The organism is Castellaniella sp. GW247-6E4 (assembly GCF_040276065.1).
In the GTDB taxonomy this organism is placed as follows: Bacteria; Pseudomonadota; Gammaproteobacteria; order Burkholderiales; family Burkholderiaceae_B; genus Castellaniella.
The window spans coordinates 76,513-93,685 of the sequence record NZ_JBELOI010000011.1 but is presented as its reverse complement, the minus strand read 5'-3'; the positions used below and the strand labels follow the sequence as shown (position 1 = coordinate 93,685).

Below are 17,173 nucleotides of genomic sequence, written 5' to 3'. Positions count from 1 at the left end.
GCAGGCCCCGGACCTCACCGAGATATGACGATTCTCCTCACCCCTAAGCACGACGCACCCCACAAGCCATGAGCGCCTCGCATACCGAAACCGCAGCAGCCCCCGACGAAAACCGCCTCATCGCCGAGCGCCGCGCCAAACTCGACAGGCTGCGCGAAACCGGCCCCGCCTACCCCAATGACTTCCGCCCCGACACCCACGCGGCGACCCTGCACGAGGATTGCGGCGCCCTGGACGAGGAGGCCCTGCAAGCCCTGGGCCGCGAGGCGCGGCTGGCCGGCCGCATGATGCTCAAGCGCATCATGGGCAAAGCCAGCTTCGCAACCCTGCAGGACGGCAGCGGCCGCATCCAGCTCTATCTGGACCGCGGCGTGCTGGGCGACGAGGCCTACGCGGCATTCAAGTCCTGGGACATCGGCGACATCATCGGCGCCGAGGGCCGCGTCTTCAAGACGCGCAAGGGCGAGCTGTCGCTCCACGTGACCGCCCTGCGGCTGCTGTCCAAGTCCCTGCGTCCGCTGCCCGACAAGTTCCACGGCGTGGCCGACCAGGAACTGCGCTACCGCCGGCGCTATGTGGACCTGATCATGACGCCGGACACCCGTCGGACCTTCCTCGCCCGCAGCCGGATCATCGCCGCCATCCGCGACATCATGCTGAACGCGGATTTCCTCGAGGTCGAGACCCCGATGCTGCACCCCATCCCCGGCGGCGCGGCGGCCAAGCCCTTTATCACGCACCACAACGCGCTGGACATGGGCATGTACCTGCGCATCGCCCCTGAGCTCTACTTGAAGCGCCTGATCGTGGGCGGCTTCGAGCGGGTCTTCGAGATCAACCGGAATTTCCGCAACGAGGGGGTCAGCCCGCGCCACAATCCCGAGTTCACCATGATGGAGTTCTACGCGGCCTACACGGATTACCGCTGGCTGATGGACTACACCGAGGAGCTGATTCGCGAAACCGCCGATCGCACCCGCGGCACCACGCTGCTGAGCTACCAAGGCCGGGATCTGGATCTGGGGCGCGCCTTTGATCGCCTGACCATCGTCGAAGCCATCCTCAAGTACGCGCCGGACTACCAGCCCACGCAGCTCGAGGACGCGGCCTTTCTGCGCACCGAGCTGCGGCGCCTGGGCGCCGAGGTCGATGGCCCGGCGCTGGCCCAGGCCGGCCTGGGCGCCCTACGGCTTGCGCTGTTCGAGGAAACCGCCGAATCCAAGCTCTGGCACCCGACCTTCATCATCGATTATCCAGTCGAGGTCTCGCCGCTCGCGCGTGCCTCGGACACGCGCGCCGGGATCACGGAGCGGTTCGAGCTCTTTGCCTGCGGGCGCGAGATCGCCAATGGATTCTCCGAACTGAACGACCCCGAGGACCAGGCCGCGCGCTTCTTGGCGCAGGTCGCCGCCAAGGACGCGGGCGACGAGGAGGCCATGTACTACGACGCCGACTACGTGCGCGCCCTGGAATACGGCATGCCGCCCACGGGCGGCTGCGGCATCGGCATCGACCGCCTGGTCATGATGCTGACCGACAGCCCGAACATCCGCGACGTGATCTTGTTTCCTCACCTGCGTCCCGAGGACTGAGCCCGGATTTACACCGTAAAGGATTCCCCGCAGCCGCAGGCCGCCTTTTCGTTGGGGTTGTTGAAGCGGAAGCCCTCGTTCAGCCCCTCGCGGGCGTAGTCGAGTTCGAGGCCCTCGAGGAAGGGCAGGCTCTGGGGATCAATATAGACACGAGCCCCGAATTGCTCGAACAGGCGGTCCTCGGCGGACGCCTCGTCCACGTATTCGAGCTGGTACGACATGCCCGAGCATCCGGAGGGCTTGACGCCCAGCCGCAGGCCCAGGCCCTTGCCGCGCTTTTCCAGGCGACGTTGAATGTTCTGGGCGGCTTGTTCGGTCAGAATGATTCCCATGGTTTACCTCTGCTTTTGGGTATAGTCGGCCACCGCGGCGCGGATGGCATCCTCGGCCAGCATCGCGCAGTGCGCCTTGAGTGGCGGCAATTCGAGTTCGCGGACAAAATCCTGGCTATCAATGGACAGCGCCTCATCGATGGACCGGCCCTTGAGCCAGACCGTCGCAAGCGACCCTGCCGCGATCGCCGATCCGCAGCCAAACGCTCGAAAACAGGCATCCTCTATAGTAGCGCCTTGCAGGCGAATCTGCAGCTTGAGGACCTCGCCGAGCGCGGGCGTCCCGACCATCGCGGTGCCGACCCGCGCGTCCTGCGGGTCGAAAGAGCCGACGTTGCGCGGGTTCCGATAATGATCCAGGACCCGGGCGCTATAACTACGTACACCAGCCATCAGGACCCCTCCGTCCCCGCCCAGGCGACCGCCTCGACGTCGCGACCCTGCTCGCGCATTTCCCATAAGGGCGAAATCTGCCGCAGGCGCTCGATCTGGGTCCGCAGCGCCCCGATGGTCCGGTCGATCTCGGCCTCGGTGGTGTAGCGGCCCAGGGTCAGGCGCAGCGAGCTGTGCGCGAGCGGATCGCTGCGGCCCAGGGCGCGCAGCACGTAGGACGGCTCGAGGCTGGCCGAGGTGCAGGCCGAACCGCTGGAGACCGCGAGTTCGGGCAAGGCCATCAGCAGCGCCTCGCCCTCGATGTGCGCCACGCTGACATTCAGGTTGTGCGCCACTCGCTGGTCCATATCGCCATTCAGGTACAGATCAGGGATATCGCGCAGGCCCCGCCATAGGCGATCGCGCAAGGCGCGCACGCGGGCAACCTCGGCCGGGAACTCTTGAGCGGCCAGAGCATAGGCCTCGCCCATGCCGACGATCTGGTGCGTGGGCAGCGTTCCGGAGCGCAGGCCGCGCTCGTGGCCCCCCCCGTGCATCTGCGCCGCCAGGCGCACGCGCGGCTTGCGGCGCACGTACAGCGCCCCCACGCCTTTGGGCCCGTAGGTCTTGTGGGCCGAGAAGGACATCAGGTCCACCTCCATGGCCCGCACGTCGATGGCCACCTTGCCGGTGGCCTGGGCCGCGTCGGAGTGAAACAGGACACCGCGCTCGTGGCAGATGGCCGCCAGCGCGGCGATATCCTGCACCACACCGATTTCGTTGTTGACCAGCATGACCGAGGCCAGGATCGTATCTGGACGCAGGGCCGCGCGCAGCACCTCGGGATCGAGCAGGCCGTCCGCCGCCACCGGCAGGACGGTGACCTCGAAGCCCTGGCGCTGAAGCTCGTGGCAGGGGTCCAGCACCGCCTTGTGCTCGGTGGCGACCGTGATGATGTGGCGTCCCCGGTCGCGATGGAATTCGGCCACGCCCTTGATGGCGAGATTGTCAGATTCGGTGGCGCCCGAGGTCCAGACGATCTCGCGCGGGTCGGCGCCCACCAGGGCGGCCACCTGCCTGCGCGCGCGCTCTACCGCATCCTCGGCGTCCCAGCCGTAGGCGTGGCTGCTCGAGGCCGGGTTGCCGAAGCGCATGCTCAGCCAGGGCAGCATGGCCTGCAGCACCCGCTCATCAACAGGCGTGGTTGCGGAATAATCCAGGTAGACGGGGGGGCTTGCGGCCATGGGGACTCCGGATCATGCCGATACGACCTCGTTGCGCGGGAAGATATCGGCGGCGGCGGGCTTGATCTGAATCGAGCGCGCCTGGTTGGCTTCGTGCAACTGGCGCATGCGCTGCTGATCGACCAGATCCTGCAGCGACACGGAATCCAGATACTCGACCATTTTACGACTAAGCGTGGCCCACAGGTCGTGGGTCATGCACTTGCCGGCATTGCCATTGCGCCCGATATTGCAATTCTCTTTGCCGCCGCAGCTGGTGGCGTCCAGCGGCTCGTCCACCGCAAAGATGATGTCGGCCACGGTCATGTGGCGCGCCGTGCGCGCGAGCGTATAGCCGCCGCCCGGACCGCGGATGCTTTCCACGAGCTCGTGGCGACGCAACTTGCCGAACAATTGCTCGAGGTAGGACAAAGAAATATTCTGGCGCTCGCTGATCGCGGCCAATGTCACGGGCCCGCTGTGCTGACGCAGCGCCAGATCGATCATCGCGGTTACCGCAAAACGTCCTTTGGTCGTTAAACGCATGGTGTGTTCCTTGCCTGGGGGGGGTGATAAGGGGTGGCCCAATCGGCGTTACCCGACTGTTCGAGTCAAGTATATCAATATACTTGACTAAAACACTCGGCTTTTAGGGTTATGTTGACCACTAAAATTGATTTAAATCATGCAGTTCGCATGCAGGGTCTGAAAATGCGGCGCCGAAAATGCCAAACGCCCCTTTCGGGGCGCCCGGACACTGCATCCGCCCTCAGGCGGCCTGGTATTGGAGCGCGCGCTTGCGGACCAGCTCGAGTACGCCCTGGCAAGCGTCCTCGATGTAATCGAGCGCCTTGTTGAAGCCCTCGGGCGCCCCATAATAGGGGTCGGGCACCGTGGCCTCCTCGTATTCGTTCGAAAAGCGCATGAGCAGCATGAGCTTGTGCTGGTAGACCTTGGGGCACTGTTGCTGCAGCGCCGAAAGATTTTCCCAGTCCATGGCCAGGATCAGATCGAAGTCGCGGAAATCCTGCGCGGAGATCTGGCGGCCGACGTGGGCGGACAAATCGTAGCCGCGCTTGCGCGCCGCCGTCTGGGCCCGAGGATCGGGCGCCTCGCCCACGTGGAAATTGTGTGTGGCCGCGGAATCGACACCAACGACATCCGCCAGGCCCGCCTCGTCGATCATGTGCTGAAAGACGCCTTGCGCACTGGGGGAGCGACAGATGTTGCCCGTGCAGACGAAAAGTACTTTATTCATGATAGGTGAAAGTGTGAGGGAAAACCCCGAAATTGGCAAGCAATTTCCAGAGTTTCCATAGTGGGCGCAGCCACCCCTGCGGCAAGCCGGAACCCCGGGAATCCCGATTTTGCTGCGTGGCAGCATTCCAGGCGGTATCGGGCCTCGTCGCCAACTGTCGGTTTTTTCCAACGCATCGCCGCCCGGCCGTCGATGCGGTTCCCGTCCACGCATCGGCATGATGCCGGCGCTAAGACAGCAAGGCGCGCTCTTTGAGGGCCTTGAGGGCGTCGCGGGCGGATGCGGCCTGCTCGAATTCGAGGTTTCGGGCATGATCCAGCATCTTTTCCTCGAGGCGGCGGATTTCGCGCGCCAGGGCCTTTTCGTCGTGCAGGGCGGCCTCGTCGTACGGCACGGCCGCCGCGGCCTGGCGCCCGGAGGCCGCAGCCGAGACCCCGTCGATGAGGTCGCGCACCGCCTTGCTGACGCCGCGCGCGGTGATGCCGTGCTCCTTGTTGAAGGCGAGCTGCCGCTCGCGCCGCCGCTGGGTCTCATCCATGGCGCGGCGCATCGAGTCCGTCACGCGGTCGGCATACAGAATCGCCCGGCCATTGAGGTTGCGGGCCGCCCGCCCCATGGTCTGGATCAGGCTGCGCTCGGAACGCAGAAAGCCCTCCTTGTCGGCATCCAGGACGGCCACCAGCGATACCTCTGGGATATCCAGCCCTTCGCGCAGCAGGTTGATGCCGACCAGCACGTCAAAGGCCCCCAACCGCAGGTCGCGGATGATCTCGACACGCTCGACCGTGTCGATATCCGAGTGCAGATAGCGGACCTTGAGGCCGTTTTCGCCGAGATATTCGGTAAGATCCTCGGCCATGCGTTTGGTCAGCGTCGTGACCAGCACCCGCTCGTTGCGCGCGATGCGCAGCTTGGCCTCGCCCAGCAGATCATCGACCTGGGTGACCGCCGGCCGCAGGTCCACCTCGGGATCCACCAGGCCGGTGGGCCGCACCAACTGCTCGACCACCTGATCGGCGTGCTCGACCTCATAGGAGCCCGGCGTGGCCGACACGAATACGCACTGCGGCATGCGCGCCTCGAATTCCTCGAGCCGCAGGGGCCGGTTGTCCAGAGCCGAGGGCAGGCGGAAGCCGAATTGCACCAGCGTTTCCTTGCGCGAGCGGTCGCCCCGGTACATCCCGCCCAATTGGCCGATGGTCACGTGGCTCTCGTCGATGAACATCAGGGCGCTGGCCGGCAGGTAATCAATCAACGTGGGCGGTGGTTCGCCCGGCGCCGCACCCGAGAGGTGGCGGGAATAGTTCTCGATCCCCTTGCAGAATCCGAGCTCCTGCAGCATCTCGAGGTCGAAGCGGGTGCGCTGCTCGAGACGCTGGGCCTCGACCAGCTTCTGCTCGGCGGTGAGCACGGCCAGCCGCTCACGCAATTCCTCCTTGATCGTCTCGATGGCCCGCAACACGGTCTCGCGCGGCGTGACGTAGTGCGAGCTCGGAAAAATCGTGAAGCGCAACAATGCCTGCGTGATCTTTCCAGTGAGGGGATCGAACAAGTCCAGCGATTCGATCTCGTCGTCGAACAAGGTGATGCGCAGCGCCTGCTCGGCATGCTCGGCCGGGAATACGTCGATCACCTCGCCACGCGCGCGGAACACCCCGCGCGCGAACTCGGCATCGTTGCGCTCGTACTGCATGGCCACCAGCCGGGCGAGGATTTCCTGGCGGGCGATGCGGTCGCCCTTGCGCAGGGTCAGGACCATGGCGTGATAGTCCCCGGGATTGCCGATCCCGTAGATGCAGGACACGGTGCCCACGATGATGGTGTCGGGGCGTTCGAGCAGGCTCTTGGTGGCGGACAAGCGCATCTGCTCGATGTGCTCGTTGATCGACGAGTCCTTTTCGATGAACAAGTCGCGCGAGGGCACGTAGGCCTCGGGCTGGTAGTAATCGTAGTAGGACACGAAATATTCCACGGCGTTGCGCGGAAAGAACTCGCGCATCTCCGCGTAGAGCTGCGCCGCCAGGGTCTTGTTGGGCGCGAGCACAATGGCGGGCCGCCCGGTCCGGGCGATGAGGTTGGCCATGGTGTAGGTCTTGCCCGACCCCGTGACACCCAGCAGGGTCTGGAACATCAGGCCATCGTGTATCCCCTCCTCGAGGGCGGCGATCGCGGCCGGCTGATCGCCCGCGGGCGGATACGGCTGATAGAGCTGGAACGGACTGTCCGGGTAACGGATGAATCCGGGTGCGGCCTGAGTCGTGGGCAACTGGACACCTCTTCGGGAAACCCCTTATTATCCCATCATTGCCTCCCGCAACAAAGATCGGCCCTCGAACCCCACCTTTCTTCCCTAGCCCTTCCTCCAAATCACATGTCCTCCCTTTTCGCTTCCGTCGAACTCGCTCCGCGCGACCCCATCCTGGGCCTGAATGAACAATTCAAGGCCGATACCCGCGACACCAAGGTCAATCTTGGGGTGGGCGTGTACTACGACGACCAGGGCCGCATCCCGCTGCTGAACGCCGTGCGCCAGGCCGAAACCCGACTGTTCGAACGCGCCGAGCCCCGCAACTACCTGCCCATCGACGGGATCCCGGGCTATAACACCGGGGCGCAAACCCTGCTGTTGGGCAAGGGCTCGCCGCTCATGTCCGAACACCGCTCCCTGACGGTCCAGACGCTGGGCGGCACGGGCGCGCTCAAGGTCGGGGCCGACTTCCTGCGCCAGGTCCTGCCCGGCGCCCGGGTGGCCATCAGCAACCCGAGCTGGGCCAACCACCAGGCGCTGTTCGAGGCGGCGGGCTTCCCCGTCGTCAGCTACGACTACTACGACGCCGCGACGCACGGCCTGAACTTCGAAGGCATGCTGGCCTCGCTCGAGGCTTTGCCGGCGGGCACGATCGTGGTCCTGCACGCCTGCTGCCACAACCCCACCGGGGTGGATCCCACGGCCGAGCAATGGGCGCGGATCGCCCAGACCATCCAGGCCCGCCAACTCGTGCCCTTCCTCGACATCGCCTACCAGGGCTTCGGCGCGGGGATCGAGGAGGATGCCAGCGTGGTGCGCCAGTTCGCGGACCTGGGCCTGACCATGTTCATCAGTTCCTCGTTCTCGAAATCCTTCTCGCTGTACGGCGAGCGCGTCGGCGCCCTGACGCTGGTGACCGGCAGCGACGACGAAAGCGCGCGGGTGCTCAGCCAGCTCAAGCGCGTCATTCGCACCAACTACTCCAACCCCCCGACCCACGGGGGCGCCATCGTATCCATGGTGCTCAACACGCCCGAGCTCTACGCCACCTGGGCGGGCGAGCTCGCGGGCATGCGCGAGCGGATCCGCGGCATGCGCCGCCAACTGGTCGAGAAAATCCAGGCTGCCGGCGTGGACCAGGACTTCGGTTTCGTCATGGCGCAACGCGGCATGTTCTCGTATTCGGGCCTGAACAAAACCCAGGTCGAGCGCCTGCGCGACGAATTCGGCATCTATGCGGTCGGCAGCGGCCGGATCTGCGTGGCCGCCCTCAACAGCGGCAACATCGACTACGTGGCCGAGGCCATCGCCCGCGTCATCAAGGGCTGACCACCGCGCACCGCCGCACCGAGCCGGCCCGGGTCCCCCGGGCCGACTTGCCTTTTGCGGCTCCATCGGCCACAATTCGGACTGTGTTTATGTACAGCCCAAGACCATGGCCCTCAAGCTCACCGCGCGACAATCCCAGATCCTCGACCTGATCCGCCAGGCCATCGCGGTCGATGGCCGTCCGCCCACCCGCGCCGAAATCGCCGATACCTTGGGTTTTCGCTCGGCCAACGCCGCCGAGGACCATCTGCGCGCCCTCGCGCGCAAAGGCGTGATCCGCCTGTCGGCGGGCACCTCGCGCGGCATTCAGCTCGTCGAGGCAAACGAGGATGCGACGCAGGCACTGCGGCGCGCACCCAGGGACCATGCCCCCGACGACGCGCCGCCGGTGCGCCTCGCCCAGGCCGCCGACCACTTGCTGCTACCGATCGTCGGGCGCGTGGCGGCCGGCCATCCCATCCTGGCCGCCGAGCACGTCGAACGCGAAATCCCGGTGGGTGCGGGCCTATTTTCCCAGACACCGGATTACCTGCTGCGCGTGCGCGGCGCCAGCATGCGCGATGTCGGCATCCTGGACGGCGACCTGCTCGCGGTCCGCCGCAGCCCCGAGGCCCGCAACGGACAGATCGTCGTCGCCCGCCTGGGCACCGAGGTCACGGTCAAGCGCCTCGAACGCCAGGGTGGCCGCCTGCGCCTGCTACCCGAAAATCCCGACTTCCAGCCCATCCTGGTTGGCCCAGGGGACGATTTCGCCCTCGAAGGGATCGCGGTGGGCCTGATCCGCACCGACGCCCTGCACTGACCCAGGCCCGCGGGCCTCGCGCGATACAGAACACGGCCCGGCCTCGAACCTGAATCCAAAAAACCCGGGACGGAAAACCGTCCCGGGTTTTTTGCGCCTATACCACGCGCAACCTCAGTGCTTGGTCACGTCGCCGTTGCTCGACTCCGCGGGACGCGAGGCTGCCACGGCCTCGGCCGCCAGGCGCGCGACCTCCTCGTCGGACAAGGGGGTGGGCATGTGCTGCAAGGCCACCTCCAGGACCCGGTCGATCCAGCGCACTGGAATGATGTCCAGGTGGTTCTTGACGTTGTCGGGGATCTCGACCAGGTCCTTGACGTTTTCCTCGGGAATCATGACGGTCTTGATCCCGCCGCGGTGAGCCGCCAGCAGCTTTTCCTTCAGGCCGCCGATGGCCAGCACCTCGCCGCGCAGGGTGATCTCGCCGGTCATGGCCACGTCCGAACGCACCGGGATGCCCGTGAGCGCCGATACCATGGCCGTGGTGATGGCGATGCCCGCCGAGGGGCCGTCCTTGGGCGTGGCGCCCTCGGGAAAGTGCACGTGCAGGTCGCGCTTTTCGAAGGCCTGGTTGGCAATGCCCCATTTCTGGGCCCGCGCGCGCACCACCGTGCGCGCCGCCTCGACGGATTCCTTCATCACGTCGCCCAGCGAACCCGTGCGCACCACCGCGCCCTTGCCGGGCATGTCGGCCACCTCGATGGTCAGCAGTTCCCCGCCCACCTCGGTCCAGGCCAGGCCCGTCGCCAGGCCGATGCGGTCTTCCTTCTCGGCAATGCCGAAGGTATAGCGGCGCACGCCCAGGTAGTCGTTGAGATTGGCGGCATCGACCGTGATGCGCTCGGTGATCACGCCCGCCTTGCGGCCGCGCGTCACCGGGTTGGCCGCGAGCAGCTGCTTGACGACTTTGCGGCACACCTTGGAGATCTCGCGCTCGAGGGCGCGCACGCCCGCCTCGCGCGTGTAGTAGCGCACGATGTCGCGCACGGCGTCCTCGGTGATGGTCAGTTCGCCTTCCTGCACGCCGTTGTTCTTCATGAGCTTGGGCAGCAGGTGGTCGAAGGCGATGTGGACCTTTTCATCCTCGGTGTAGCCCGACAGGCGAATGACCTCCATGCGGTCCAGCAGCGCCGGCGGAATGTTCAGGGTGTTGCTGGTCGCCACGAACATCACGTCCGACAAGTCGAAGTCGACCTCGATGTAGTGGTCCTGGAAGGTGTGGTTCTGTTCGGGATCCAGCACCTCGAGCAGCGCCGAGGACGGATCGCCGCGGAAATCCGCGCCCATCTTGTCGATCTCGTCGAGCAGGAACAGCGGGTTGCGCACACTGACCTTGGCCATGTTCTGGAGGATCTTGCCGGGCATCGAACCGATGTAGGTGCGGCGGTGGCCCCGGATTTCGGCCTCGTCGCGCACGCCGCCCAGGGCCATGCGCACGAACTTGCGGTTGGTCGCGCGCGCAATGGACTGGCCCAGCGAGGTCTTGCCCACGCCCGGGGGCCCGACCAGGCACAGGATCGGTGCCTTGAGCTTGTCGACGCGCTGCTGCACGGCGAGGTATTCCAGGATGCGTTCCTTGACCTTTTCCAGGCCATAGTGGTCTGCGTCGAGGACTTCCTCGGCGTTCTTGATGGAATTGTTGACGCGGCTCTTTTTGCGCCACGGCAGGCCCAGCAGCGTATCGATATAGTTGCGCACCACGGTCGCCTCGGCGGACATGGGCGACATGAGCTTGAGCTTCTTGAGTTCGGCGGCGGCCTTCTTCTGGGCCTCCTTGGGCAGATGCGCCTCGGCGATCTTGCGCTCCATCTCCTCGATGTCGGCGCCTTCCTCGCCTTCGCCCAGTTCCTTCTGGATGGCCTTGACCTGCTCGTTGAGGTAGTAGTCGCGCTGGCTCTTTTCCATCTGCTTTTTCACGCGGCCGCGAATGCGCTTTTCGACCTGCAGGATGTCGATCTCGGCCTCGAGCTGCGCCAGCAGCGCCTCGAGGCGGCCGGCGGCGCCGGTGGTCTCGAGCATGACCTGCTTTTGCTCGATCTTGAGGGGCAGGTGCGCGGCGATGGTGTCGGCCAGGCGCCCGGCATCCTCGATGCCCGAGAGCGAGGTGAGGATTTCCTGGGGGATTTTCTTGTTGAGCTTGACGTATTGCTCGAACTGGGCGACCACCGCCCGGCGCAAGGCCTCGGCCTCGGCGTTCTGGGAATGATCCTCGTCGACGCCGGCCACGTGCGCGGCGAAGTGGGTCTCGACGTCCGTGACCTCGAGGATGCGGGCGCGCTGCAGGCCCTCGACGAGGACCTTGACCGTCCCGTCGGGGAGCTTGAGCATCTGCAGGATGCTGGCGGCGCAGCCGATCTCGTAGAGGTCCTCGGGCGAGGGCTCGTCCTTGACGGCGGATTTCTGGGCAACCAACATGATGCTGTTGCCCGCCTCCATGGCGATCTCGAGCGCCTTGATCGAGCGGGGCCGCCCCACGAACAGCGGGATGACCATGTGGGGGAACACCACCACGTCCCGCAGCGGCAGCAGCGGGAGCTCGACGGGCTCCTGAGCGATGATTTGGGTAGCAGACATGGTTGCTTCCTTAAACTGATGACTTCCGGATGCAAAAGGACGCTGGAAAGCCCCTTTTGCGTGCATTGCCTGCGTGTTATATGGCGACTGGCGGCGAGGTTTCAAGGCCTCGCCGCCAGTTCAGTATAAGAGGATTTTCCGGCCCCGTGGGGCCGGGGGCATCCCTAGGCCGCGGCGGTGCGCAGGGGCTTGTCGTCGGATCCGTGGGCGTCGCGCGGGCCGGTGACCAGGGTGGGCGGCTGGCGGCCCTCGACCGCGTCCTCGTCGAGGATGACGCGGTTGACGTCGCGACGCGACGGCAGGTCGTACATGGTGCCCAGCAGCGCCTGCTCGATGATGGAACGCAGGCCGCGTGCGCCGGTGCGGCGCTTGATGGCGCGACGCGCGATCGCGGTCAGCGCATCCGGGGTCACCTCGAGCTGGACGTCCTCCATCTCGAAGAGCTTCTGGAATTGCTTGACCACCGCGTTGCGCGGCTCGGTCAGGATGCGCACCAGGGTGTCTTCCTGCAATTCCTCGAGCGTGGCCACGACCGGCAGGCGGCCGACCAGTTCCGGAATCAGGCCGAATTTGATCAGATCCTCGGGTTCGGCCTCGGCGAAAAGCTCGCCCACGCCGCGTTCGGTCTTGGCCCGCACCGAGGCCGAGAAGCCGATCCCGGAGCGCTCGCTGCGATCGCGGATGATCTTTTCCAGGCCGTCGAAGGCGCCGCCCACGATGAACAGGATGTTGGTCGTATCGACCTGGACGAAATCCTGGTTGGGGTGCTTGCGCCCGCCTTGCGGCGGCACCGAGGCGACCGTGCCCTCGATGAGCTTGAGCAGCGCCTGCTGCACACCCTCGCCCGAGACGTCGCGGGTGATCGACGGGTTGTCGGACTTGCGCGCGATCTTGTCGATCTCGTCGATGTAGATGATCGCGCGCTGGGCCTTGTCGAGCTCGTAGTTGCAATTCTGGAGGAGCTTCTGGATGATATTTTCCACATCCTCGCCCACATACCCCGCCTCGGTCAGCGTCGTAGCGTCCGCCATCACAAAGGGCACGTCCAGCAGGCGCGCCAACGTCTGCGCAAGCAGGGTCTTGCCCGAGCCGGTCGGGCCGATCAACAGAATATTGCTCTTTGAGAGCTCGACGTCGCCGCCCTTGGCATCGGCGTAGCGGATGCGCTTGTAGTGGTTGTAGACCGCGACCGCCAAGTTGCGCTTGGGCGTCTCTTGGCCGATGACATAGCCATCGAGGAAAGTCTTGATCTCGTGCGGGGCGGGCAGCTCGTTGCGCACCGCCTCGCGCGCGGCCTCCTGGGTTTCCTCGCGAATGATCTCATTGCACAGGTCGATGCATTCATCGCAGATGAACACCGAGGGCCCGGCGATGAGCTTGCGCACCTCGTGCTGGCTCTTGTTGCAGAAGGAACAATGCAGCGCCTTGTCGTCGCTTGAACCCTTTTTTTCCGTCATAAACCTGTACTCAGCTCGCCTCGTCGGTACGTGAAATCAGGACCTTGTCGATCAGGCCGTATTCCCGAGCCTCGTCGGCCGACATGAAATTATCGCGCTCGGTATCCACGCCGATGCGCTCGATATCCTGCCCGGTGCGTTCCGCCAGGATCGCGTTGAGGCGCTCGCGCAGGCTGAGGATTTCCTTGGCCTGGATCTGGATATCGGAAGCCTGCCCCTGCGCGCCGCCCGAAGGCTGATGAATCATGATACGCGAATTAGGCAGGGCGTAGCGCTTGCCCTTGGCGCCGGCGGCCAGCAGGAACGCGCCCATGCTGGCGGCAAGCCCGGTGCACAGGGTCGACACGTCGGGCTTGACGAACTGCATGGTGTCGTAGATCGCCATGCCGGCATAGACCGATCCGCCCGGCGAATTGATGTAGAGCGAAATGTCCTTGTCGGGGTTCTCCGATTCCAGGAACAGCAACTGCGCCACGACCAGATTGGCCGATTGATCGTTGACCGGCCCCACGAAAAACACCACCCGCTCGCGCAACAGGCGCGAGTAGATGTCGTAGGACCGCTCGCCGCGGCCGGACTGCTCGATGACGATGGGGACATAACCCAGTCCCGTGGGGACGACCGAATCCCCGCCATACATGGAGGCATAGAAATCGGTGAACCTGGACATTAGCGGGTCCCCATCAAAGTATCGAATTCGACGGCCTCGGCGCTGACCTGAGCGGCCGCCAGCACATGCTCGACGACATTATCCTCGAGCACCAGGGATTCGATCTCGGCGCGGCGCTGGCGATCAGACAGATAATACGTCACGACCTGGGCCGGCTGCTCGTAGCTCTGGGCGAACTCCTCGATGCGCGCGCGCACCTGCTCGGGCTTGGCCTGCAGGTCGGCGGACTGGATCAGCTCGGACACCAGCAACCCGAGGCGGACGCGGCGCTCGGCCTCGGCCTTGAAAGTGTCCGCGGGAATGGGGATGGAGTCCGCATTGGGCAGGCCACGATTTTTGAGCTCTTCGCGGGCGGCGGCAGTGCGGCTTTCGATCTCGCGCTCGACCAGTGCCTTGGGCAGATCGAACTGGCAGGCGGCCGCCAGAGCGTCCATCACGCTGGCCTTGGTGAGGTTCTTGGCGCGCGCCTTGGCCTCGCGCTCGATGTTGCCGCGCACGTCGGCGAGCAGGGCCTGGACATCGCCCTCGGCCTGGCCGAGGGACTTGGCGAATTCGGCATCGACCTCGGGCAGCTCGGGCTCGGCGACCTCGGTGACCGTGATCTTGAATTCAGCGGTCTTGCCGGCGACGGCCTCGCTGCCGTAGTCGGCCGGGAAGGTCAGGGGAAAGGTCTTTTCCTCGCCGGCCTGCATGCCGGTGACGGCCTGCTCGAACTCGGGCAGCATGCGGCCCTCGCCCAACACGAAGGGAAACTGAGTGGCGGTGCCACCCTCGAAGGCCACGTCGTCGATGGTGCCCGCAAAGTCCAGGGTCACGCGATCACCATCCTGTGCCGCGCGCCCGTCGGCGGGCTTGAAGGCCGTGCGCTGCTTGCGCAGGATATCGATGGTCTTTTGCACCTCGGCATCGCCCACCTCGACCTCGCTGCGGGTGATCTGGAGAGTCGCCAGATCCGGCAGCTCGACTTCGGGGTAGACTTCGAAGGTGGCCGAGAAGGCCAGCACGTCCTCGCCCACGCCCTCGGTCTTGGGCTCCAGATTGGGGGTGCCGGCCACGCGCAGCTTGGCCTCGCCAATGACCTTGTCCAGGGACTTGCCGATCTCGGAGTTGATCACCTCATAGCGCACGCCGGGGCCATGGCTGCGTTCGATGACCGACAACGGCGCCTTGCCGGGGCGAAAGCCCTGGATCTTGGCGGTGCGGGCGACGCGCTTGAGTTGCGCCTGGACTTCCTTTTCGATGTCGGCAACGGAGACGGTCAGATCGACTCGGCGCTCAAGGCCGGAAAGTTTTTCAACCACAGGCTGCATTAGGAACCTATTTGAGATAGAGAATTTAGACGGTAAGCGAGGTATTTTAACGGAAACGGGGACTGCTCGCGGCCACCCCGGGAGCCCGGGGAAATCCCGTTATAATACTCGGCTTGCCGTGCGAACGTGGCGGAATTGGTAGACGCACCAGATTTAGGTTCTGGCGCCGCAAGGTATGAGAGTTCGAGTCTCTCCGTTCGCACCACTGATCTTAATATAGCTGACAGCATAACATCAATATTCAGCAAAATCAGTGGGTTACGAGATATCCCTGGAGCTGCTTGATAGCCTGACATCGGGTTTTTTAACCCTTTGGCCCCAAAATGGCCCCACGTCTGGCCCCAAAACAATTCCATGGCATCCATACAGAAATCACCGTACGGCTGCCGCGCCCAGATCAAATTCCGCGTTCACGGAAAAATCGTCCGCGACAGCGGCCTATCTCCCAATCGACGTGACGCATCCAATGGGCGGCAGACCGCGAACGGGAACTACGCGCCCAACAAGCCTCACCCTACCCGCACGTCACTTTTTCGATCTTCCCATCTTCGCCCACGTACACGTTCAGCCGGTCCTGACGGTAGTCCATCGTGACTGCCGACTTGGGATGGATGACTCGCGAGAGCTTCGGCAGCGCGGACTGATCCAGGCTCGATATCGGTGTCCCGACCAGGCTCTGCCTCGCGCCCGCCTTGCACAGATCCGGGTTCTCAAGCAGGCCTGCGGTTGGCGACTGGCAGGCGGCAAGCAGCACGAGCGGGATCGCGGCGAGGATGAATTTCATTGTGGCTCCGTCAAAAAGTATGGACCATTTATACACCCCACCCTCTTTCAATCTTGAGCCAGTAGTTCCCGCTGACCCTGGCAGACCAGTGGCCTTCCAGATCCTGCCCCTTCAGGGGATGCACATTCCAGCCTGGCATCCATGTCTTTGGGGCTTGCGGAGTCATTCAGCTGGCGTCACTGGCACGCCAGCTTTGAATGCACGCGCCGCTGATGGGATGCCAGGCCGCCCGTTCGGAGCCGGCCGCCTACGGCAAGTAGCTCTCATCGATGAAATCGGCCATCTGCCACTTTTTGTCAATATCGCCGTTGTCCTTCAGGACTCCCATCAGCTTTTCCAGGCCCACCTTGGTGACCTTCATCCCCTTGGAAAAGGGCTTGAGCTCATTGAAATAGTAATCATAGGTCTCGACGACCAGGGGCTCGGGCTGCTTGGAAACCTTGGTCAGGATGGCGACCGCTTCATCCTTGTTCTTGGGGTCGTAGAGCCAGTCCGTAATGTCGGCCATGACTTTCAGGTGCCTGCGCAGCTTGTCGGCGTTCTCGTGCGCCCAGCCGCTGTTCACGACCGCGCACGTGAAGCCGAACTCGCCGATTTTCGAATAGCTGAAGAACTTGTTGAAGCCTTCCTCCTTGGCCCGGAAATCGAACGGCTGGGACACCACGGCGGCCGCCACGATGCCATTTTTGAGGGCCGCGTACCGATTAGGCGTGGCGCCGTCGAACACCTCATCGACCTGGGACGGGTCCACGCCGTTTTCCTGCAGCCACTGGTTCAGGAACAGGGTCAGGAGCGAGGTCTTGAACGGCAGGATGGCCTTCTTCCCGACCAGATCCTTCGGCTGGTGAACATCGGGGGCCGACATGATGGTGTAGGGATAGATGTTGACCGCGCCGCCCACGATGACGACGTCCCCGCCCTTGTCCTTCGCCTTCATCGCGAGGTCGCAGTTGGTATAGGCGATATCCAGCGAGCCGCCGACCAACTGCTGCAACTGCTGGGCCGCATTGCCGACCAGGACCATGTCGAACTTCGAATCCGCCGGCAACGAGCCCTGGCGCTCGTTGGCGGCCAGCTGCGGCCAGTACAGGCCGATGTTGGCGTTGATGCTCGCCACGATGGGCTTCGTCTGGCCGAATGCCAGCGGGCCAAAGGCCAACAATGAGGCTGCAGAGATTAAATGGACCCACTTGGTGGTGATTCCCGTTTTCATCATGTCTCT

At 64.5% G+C, this 17,173-nt stretch carries 15 protein-coding genes and 1 tRNA gene; 4 read left to right on the top strand and 12 right to left on the bottom strand.

Annotation, left to right across the window (positions count from 1 at the left end; translation table 11 throughout):
* Positions 1 to 68 precede the first annotated feature (68 nt).
* Positions 69 to 1,592, top strand: coding sequence for a lysine--tRNA ligase (lysS, locus tag ABS761_RS13875; RefSeq protein WP_350408930.1), 1,524 nt, complete (start codon positions 69 to 71; stop codon positions 1,590 to 1,592).
* Positions 1,593 to 1,600: 8 nt separating this feature from the next.
* On the opposite strand, the gene iscA is transcribed toward lysS, so the two are convergent.
* The 6 genes from iscA to uvrB all read right to left on the bottom strand — a co-directional run bounded on the left by iscA (position 1,601) and on the right by uvrB (position 7,043).
* Positions 1,601 to 1,924, bottom strand: a complete 324-nt coding sequence (iscA, locus tag ABS761_RS13870; protein ID WP_350408929.1) for an iron-sulfur cluster assembly protein IscA — start codon at positions 1,922 to 1,924, stop codon at positions 1,601 to 1,603.
* A gap of 3 nt (positions 1,925 to 1,927) precedes the next feature.
* The gene (locus ABS761_RS13865) at positions 1,928 to 2,317 is read right to left on the bottom strand and encodes an iron-sulfur cluster assembly scaffold protein (RefSeq protein WP_350408928.1); all 390 of its coding nucleotides are present in this window, start codon (positions 2,315 to 2,317) and stop codon (positions 1,928 to 1,930) included.
* Complete coding sequence (locus ABS761_RS13860) at positions 2,317 to 3,540, bottom strand: IscS subfamily cysteine desulfurase (protein ID WP_350408927.1); 1,224 nt, start codon at positions 3,538 to 3,540, stop codon at positions 2,317 to 2,319. Before ABS761_RS13860 ends, ABS761_RS13865 begins: the two co-directional genes overlap by 1 nt.
* Before the next feature lie 12 nt (positions 3,541 to 3,552).
* Positions 3,553 to 4,065 carry a Fe-S cluster assembly transcriptional regulator IscR gene (iscR, locus tag ABS761_RS13855; RefSeq protein ID WP_350408926.1) on the bottom strand — a complete coding sequence of 171 codons (513 nt, stop codon included), beginning with the start codon at positions 4,063 to 4,065 and terminating at the stop codon, positions 3,553 to 3,555.
* Between the two features lie 223 nt (positions 4,066 to 4,288).
* Positions 4,289 to 4,780, bottom strand: a complete 492-nt coding sequence (locus ABS761_RS13850) for a low molecular weight protein-tyrosine-phosphatase (RefSeq protein ID WP_350408958.1) — start codon at positions 4,778 to 4,780, stop codon at positions 4,289 to 4,291.
* A gap of 226 nt (positions 4,781 to 5,006) precedes the next feature.
* Positions 5,007 to 7,043: an excinuclease ABC subunit UvrB gene (gene uvrB, locus ABS761_RS13845; RefSeq protein ID WP_350408925.1), complete on the bottom strand. Its 2,037-nt coding sequence runs from the start codon at positions 7,041 to 7,043 to the stop codon at positions 5,007 to 5,009.
* A gap of 105 nt (positions 7,044 to 7,148) precedes the next feature.
* Between uvrB and ABS761_RS13840 the strand changes: the two genes are divergently transcribed.
* Together ABS761_RS13840 and lexA are read left to right on the top strand one after the other, a co-directional pair.
* Positions 7,149 to 8,354 (top strand): amino acid aminotransferase, encoded by a 1,206-nt coding sequence (locus ABS761_RS13840; RefSeq protein WP_350408924.1) that lies wholly within the window; start codon positions 7,149 to 7,151, stop codon positions 8,352 to 8,354.
* A gap of 106 nt (positions 8,355 to 8,460) precedes the next feature.
* A complete protein-coding gene (gene lexA, locus ABS761_RS13835) occupies positions 8,461 to 9,156 on the top strand; it encodes a transcriptional repressor LexA (RefSeq protein WP_350408923.1) in 696 nt (231 codons plus the stop codon).
* A gap of 114 nt (positions 9,157 to 9,270) precedes the next feature.
* Here the strand turns inward: lexA and lon are convergent, their stop codons facing one another.
* The 4 genes from lon to tig all read right to left on the bottom strand — a co-directional run bounded on the left by lon (position 9,271) and on the right by tig (position 15,167).
* Positions 9,271 to 11,730 carry an endopeptidase La gene (gene lon / locus ABS761_RS13830; RefSeq protein ID WP_350408922.1) on the bottom strand — a complete coding sequence of 820 codons (2,460 nt, stop codon included), beginning with the start codon at positions 11,728 to 11,730 and terminating at the stop codon, positions 9,271 to 9,273.
* Positions 11,731 to 11,894: 164 nt separating this feature from the next.
* Positions 11,895 to 13,187, bottom strand: a complete 1,293-nt coding sequence (clpX, locus tag ABS761_RS13825) for an ATP-dependent Clp protease ATP-binding subunit ClpX (RefSeq protein WP_350408921.1) — start codon at positions 13,185 to 13,187, stop codon at positions 11,895 to 11,897.
* 10 nt (positions 13,188 to 13,197) lie between these two features.
* Positions 13,198 to 13,857 (bottom strand): ATP-dependent Clp endopeptidase proteolytic subunit ClpP, encoded by a 660-nt coding sequence (gene clpP, locus ABS761_RS13820; protein ID WP_350408920.1) that lies wholly within the window; start codon positions 13,855 to 13,857, stop codon positions 13,198 to 13,200.
* Positions 13,857 to 15,167 (bottom strand): trigger factor, encoded by a 1,311-nt coding sequence (tig, locus tag ABS761_RS13815; RefSeq protein ID WP_350408919.1) that lies wholly within the window; start codon positions 15,165 to 15,167, stop codon positions 13,857 to 13,859. Before tig ends, clpP begins: the two co-directional genes overlap by 1 nt.
* A gap of 120 nt (positions 15,168 to 15,287) precedes the next feature.
* On the opposite strand from tig, the gene ABS761_RS13810 reads away from it, so the two are divergent.
* Positions 15,288 to 15,372, top strand: a tRNA-Leu gene (locus ABS761_RS13810).
* 309 nt (positions 15,373 to 15,681) lie between these two features.
* Here ABS761_RS13810 and ABS761_RS13805 read toward each other — a convergent pair.
* Both ABS761_RS13805 and ABS761_RS13800 read right to left on the bottom strand, forming a co-directional pair.
* The gene (locus ABS761_RS13805; RefSeq protein ID WP_350408918.1) at positions 15,682 to 15,951 is read right to left on the bottom strand and encodes an I78 family peptidase inhibitor; all 270 of its coding nucleotides are present in this window, start codon (positions 15,949 to 15,951) and stop codon (positions 15,682 to 15,684) included.
* 247 nt (positions 15,952 to 16,198) lie between these two features.
* A complete protein-coding gene (locus tag ABS761_RS13800) occupies positions 16,199 to 17,167 on the bottom strand; it encodes an ABC transporter substrate-binding protein (RefSeq protein ID WP_350408917.1) in 969 nt (322 codons plus the stop codon).
* Positions 17,168 to 17,173: the final 6 nt, after the last annotated feature.

What these genes read in the sequence shown, in the direction of transcription:
- lysS (WP_350408930.1), top strand. Translation starts at nt 69, where the DNA reads ATGAGCGCCTCGCATACCGAAACCGCAGCAGCCCCCGACGAAAACCGC.
- iscA (WP_350408929.1), bottom strand. Translation starts at nt 1,924, where the DNA reads ATGGGAATCATTCTGACCGAACAAGCCGCCCAGAACATTCAACGTCGC.
- ABS761_RS13865 (WP_350408928.1), bottom strand. Translation starts at nt 2,317, where the DNA reads ATGGCTGGTGTACGTAGTTATAGCGCCCGGGTCCTGGATCATTATCGG.
- ABS761_RS13860 (WP_350408927.1), bottom strand. Translation starts at nt 3,540, where the DNA reads ATGGCCGCAAGCCCCCCCGTCTACCTGGATTATTCCGCAACCACGCCT.
- iscR (WP_350408926.1), bottom strand. Translation starts at nt 4,065, where the DNA reads ATGCGTTTAACGACCAAAGGACGTTTTGCGGTAACCGCGATGATCGAT.
- ABS761_RS13840 (WP_350408924.1), top strand. Translation starts at nt 7,149, where the DNA reads ATGTCCTCCCTTTTCGCTTCCGTCGAACTCGCTCCGCGCGACCCCATC.
- lexA (WP_350408923.1), top strand. Translation starts at nt 8,461, where the DNA reads ATGGCCCTCAAGCTCACCGCGCGACAATCCCAGATCCTCGACCTGATC.
- lon (WP_350408922.1), bottom strand. Translation starts at nt 11,730, where the DNA reads ATGTCTGCTACCCAAATCATCGCTCAGGAGCCCGTCGAGCTCCCGCTG.
- clpX (WP_350408921.1), bottom strand. Translation starts at nt 13,187, where the DNA reads ATGACGGAAAAAAAGGGTTCAAGCGACGACAAGGCGCTGCATTGTTCC.
- clpP (WP_350408920.1), bottom strand. Translation starts at nt 13,857, where the DNA reads ATGTCCAGGTTCACCGATTTCTATGCCTCCATGTATGGCGGGGATTCG.
- tig (WP_350408919.1), bottom strand. Translation starts at nt 15,167, where the DNA reads ATGCAGCCTGTGGTTGAAAAACTTTCCGGCCTTGAGCGCCGAGTCGAT.
- ABS761_RS13805 (WP_350408918.1), bottom strand. Translation starts at nt 15,951, where the DNA reads ATGAAATTCATCCTCGCCGCGATCCCGCTCGTGCTGCTTGCCGCCTGC.
- ABS761_RS13800 (WP_350408917.1), bottom strand. Translation starts at nt 17,167, where the DNA reads ATGATGAAAACGGGAATCACCACCAAGTGGGTCCATTTAATCTCTGCA.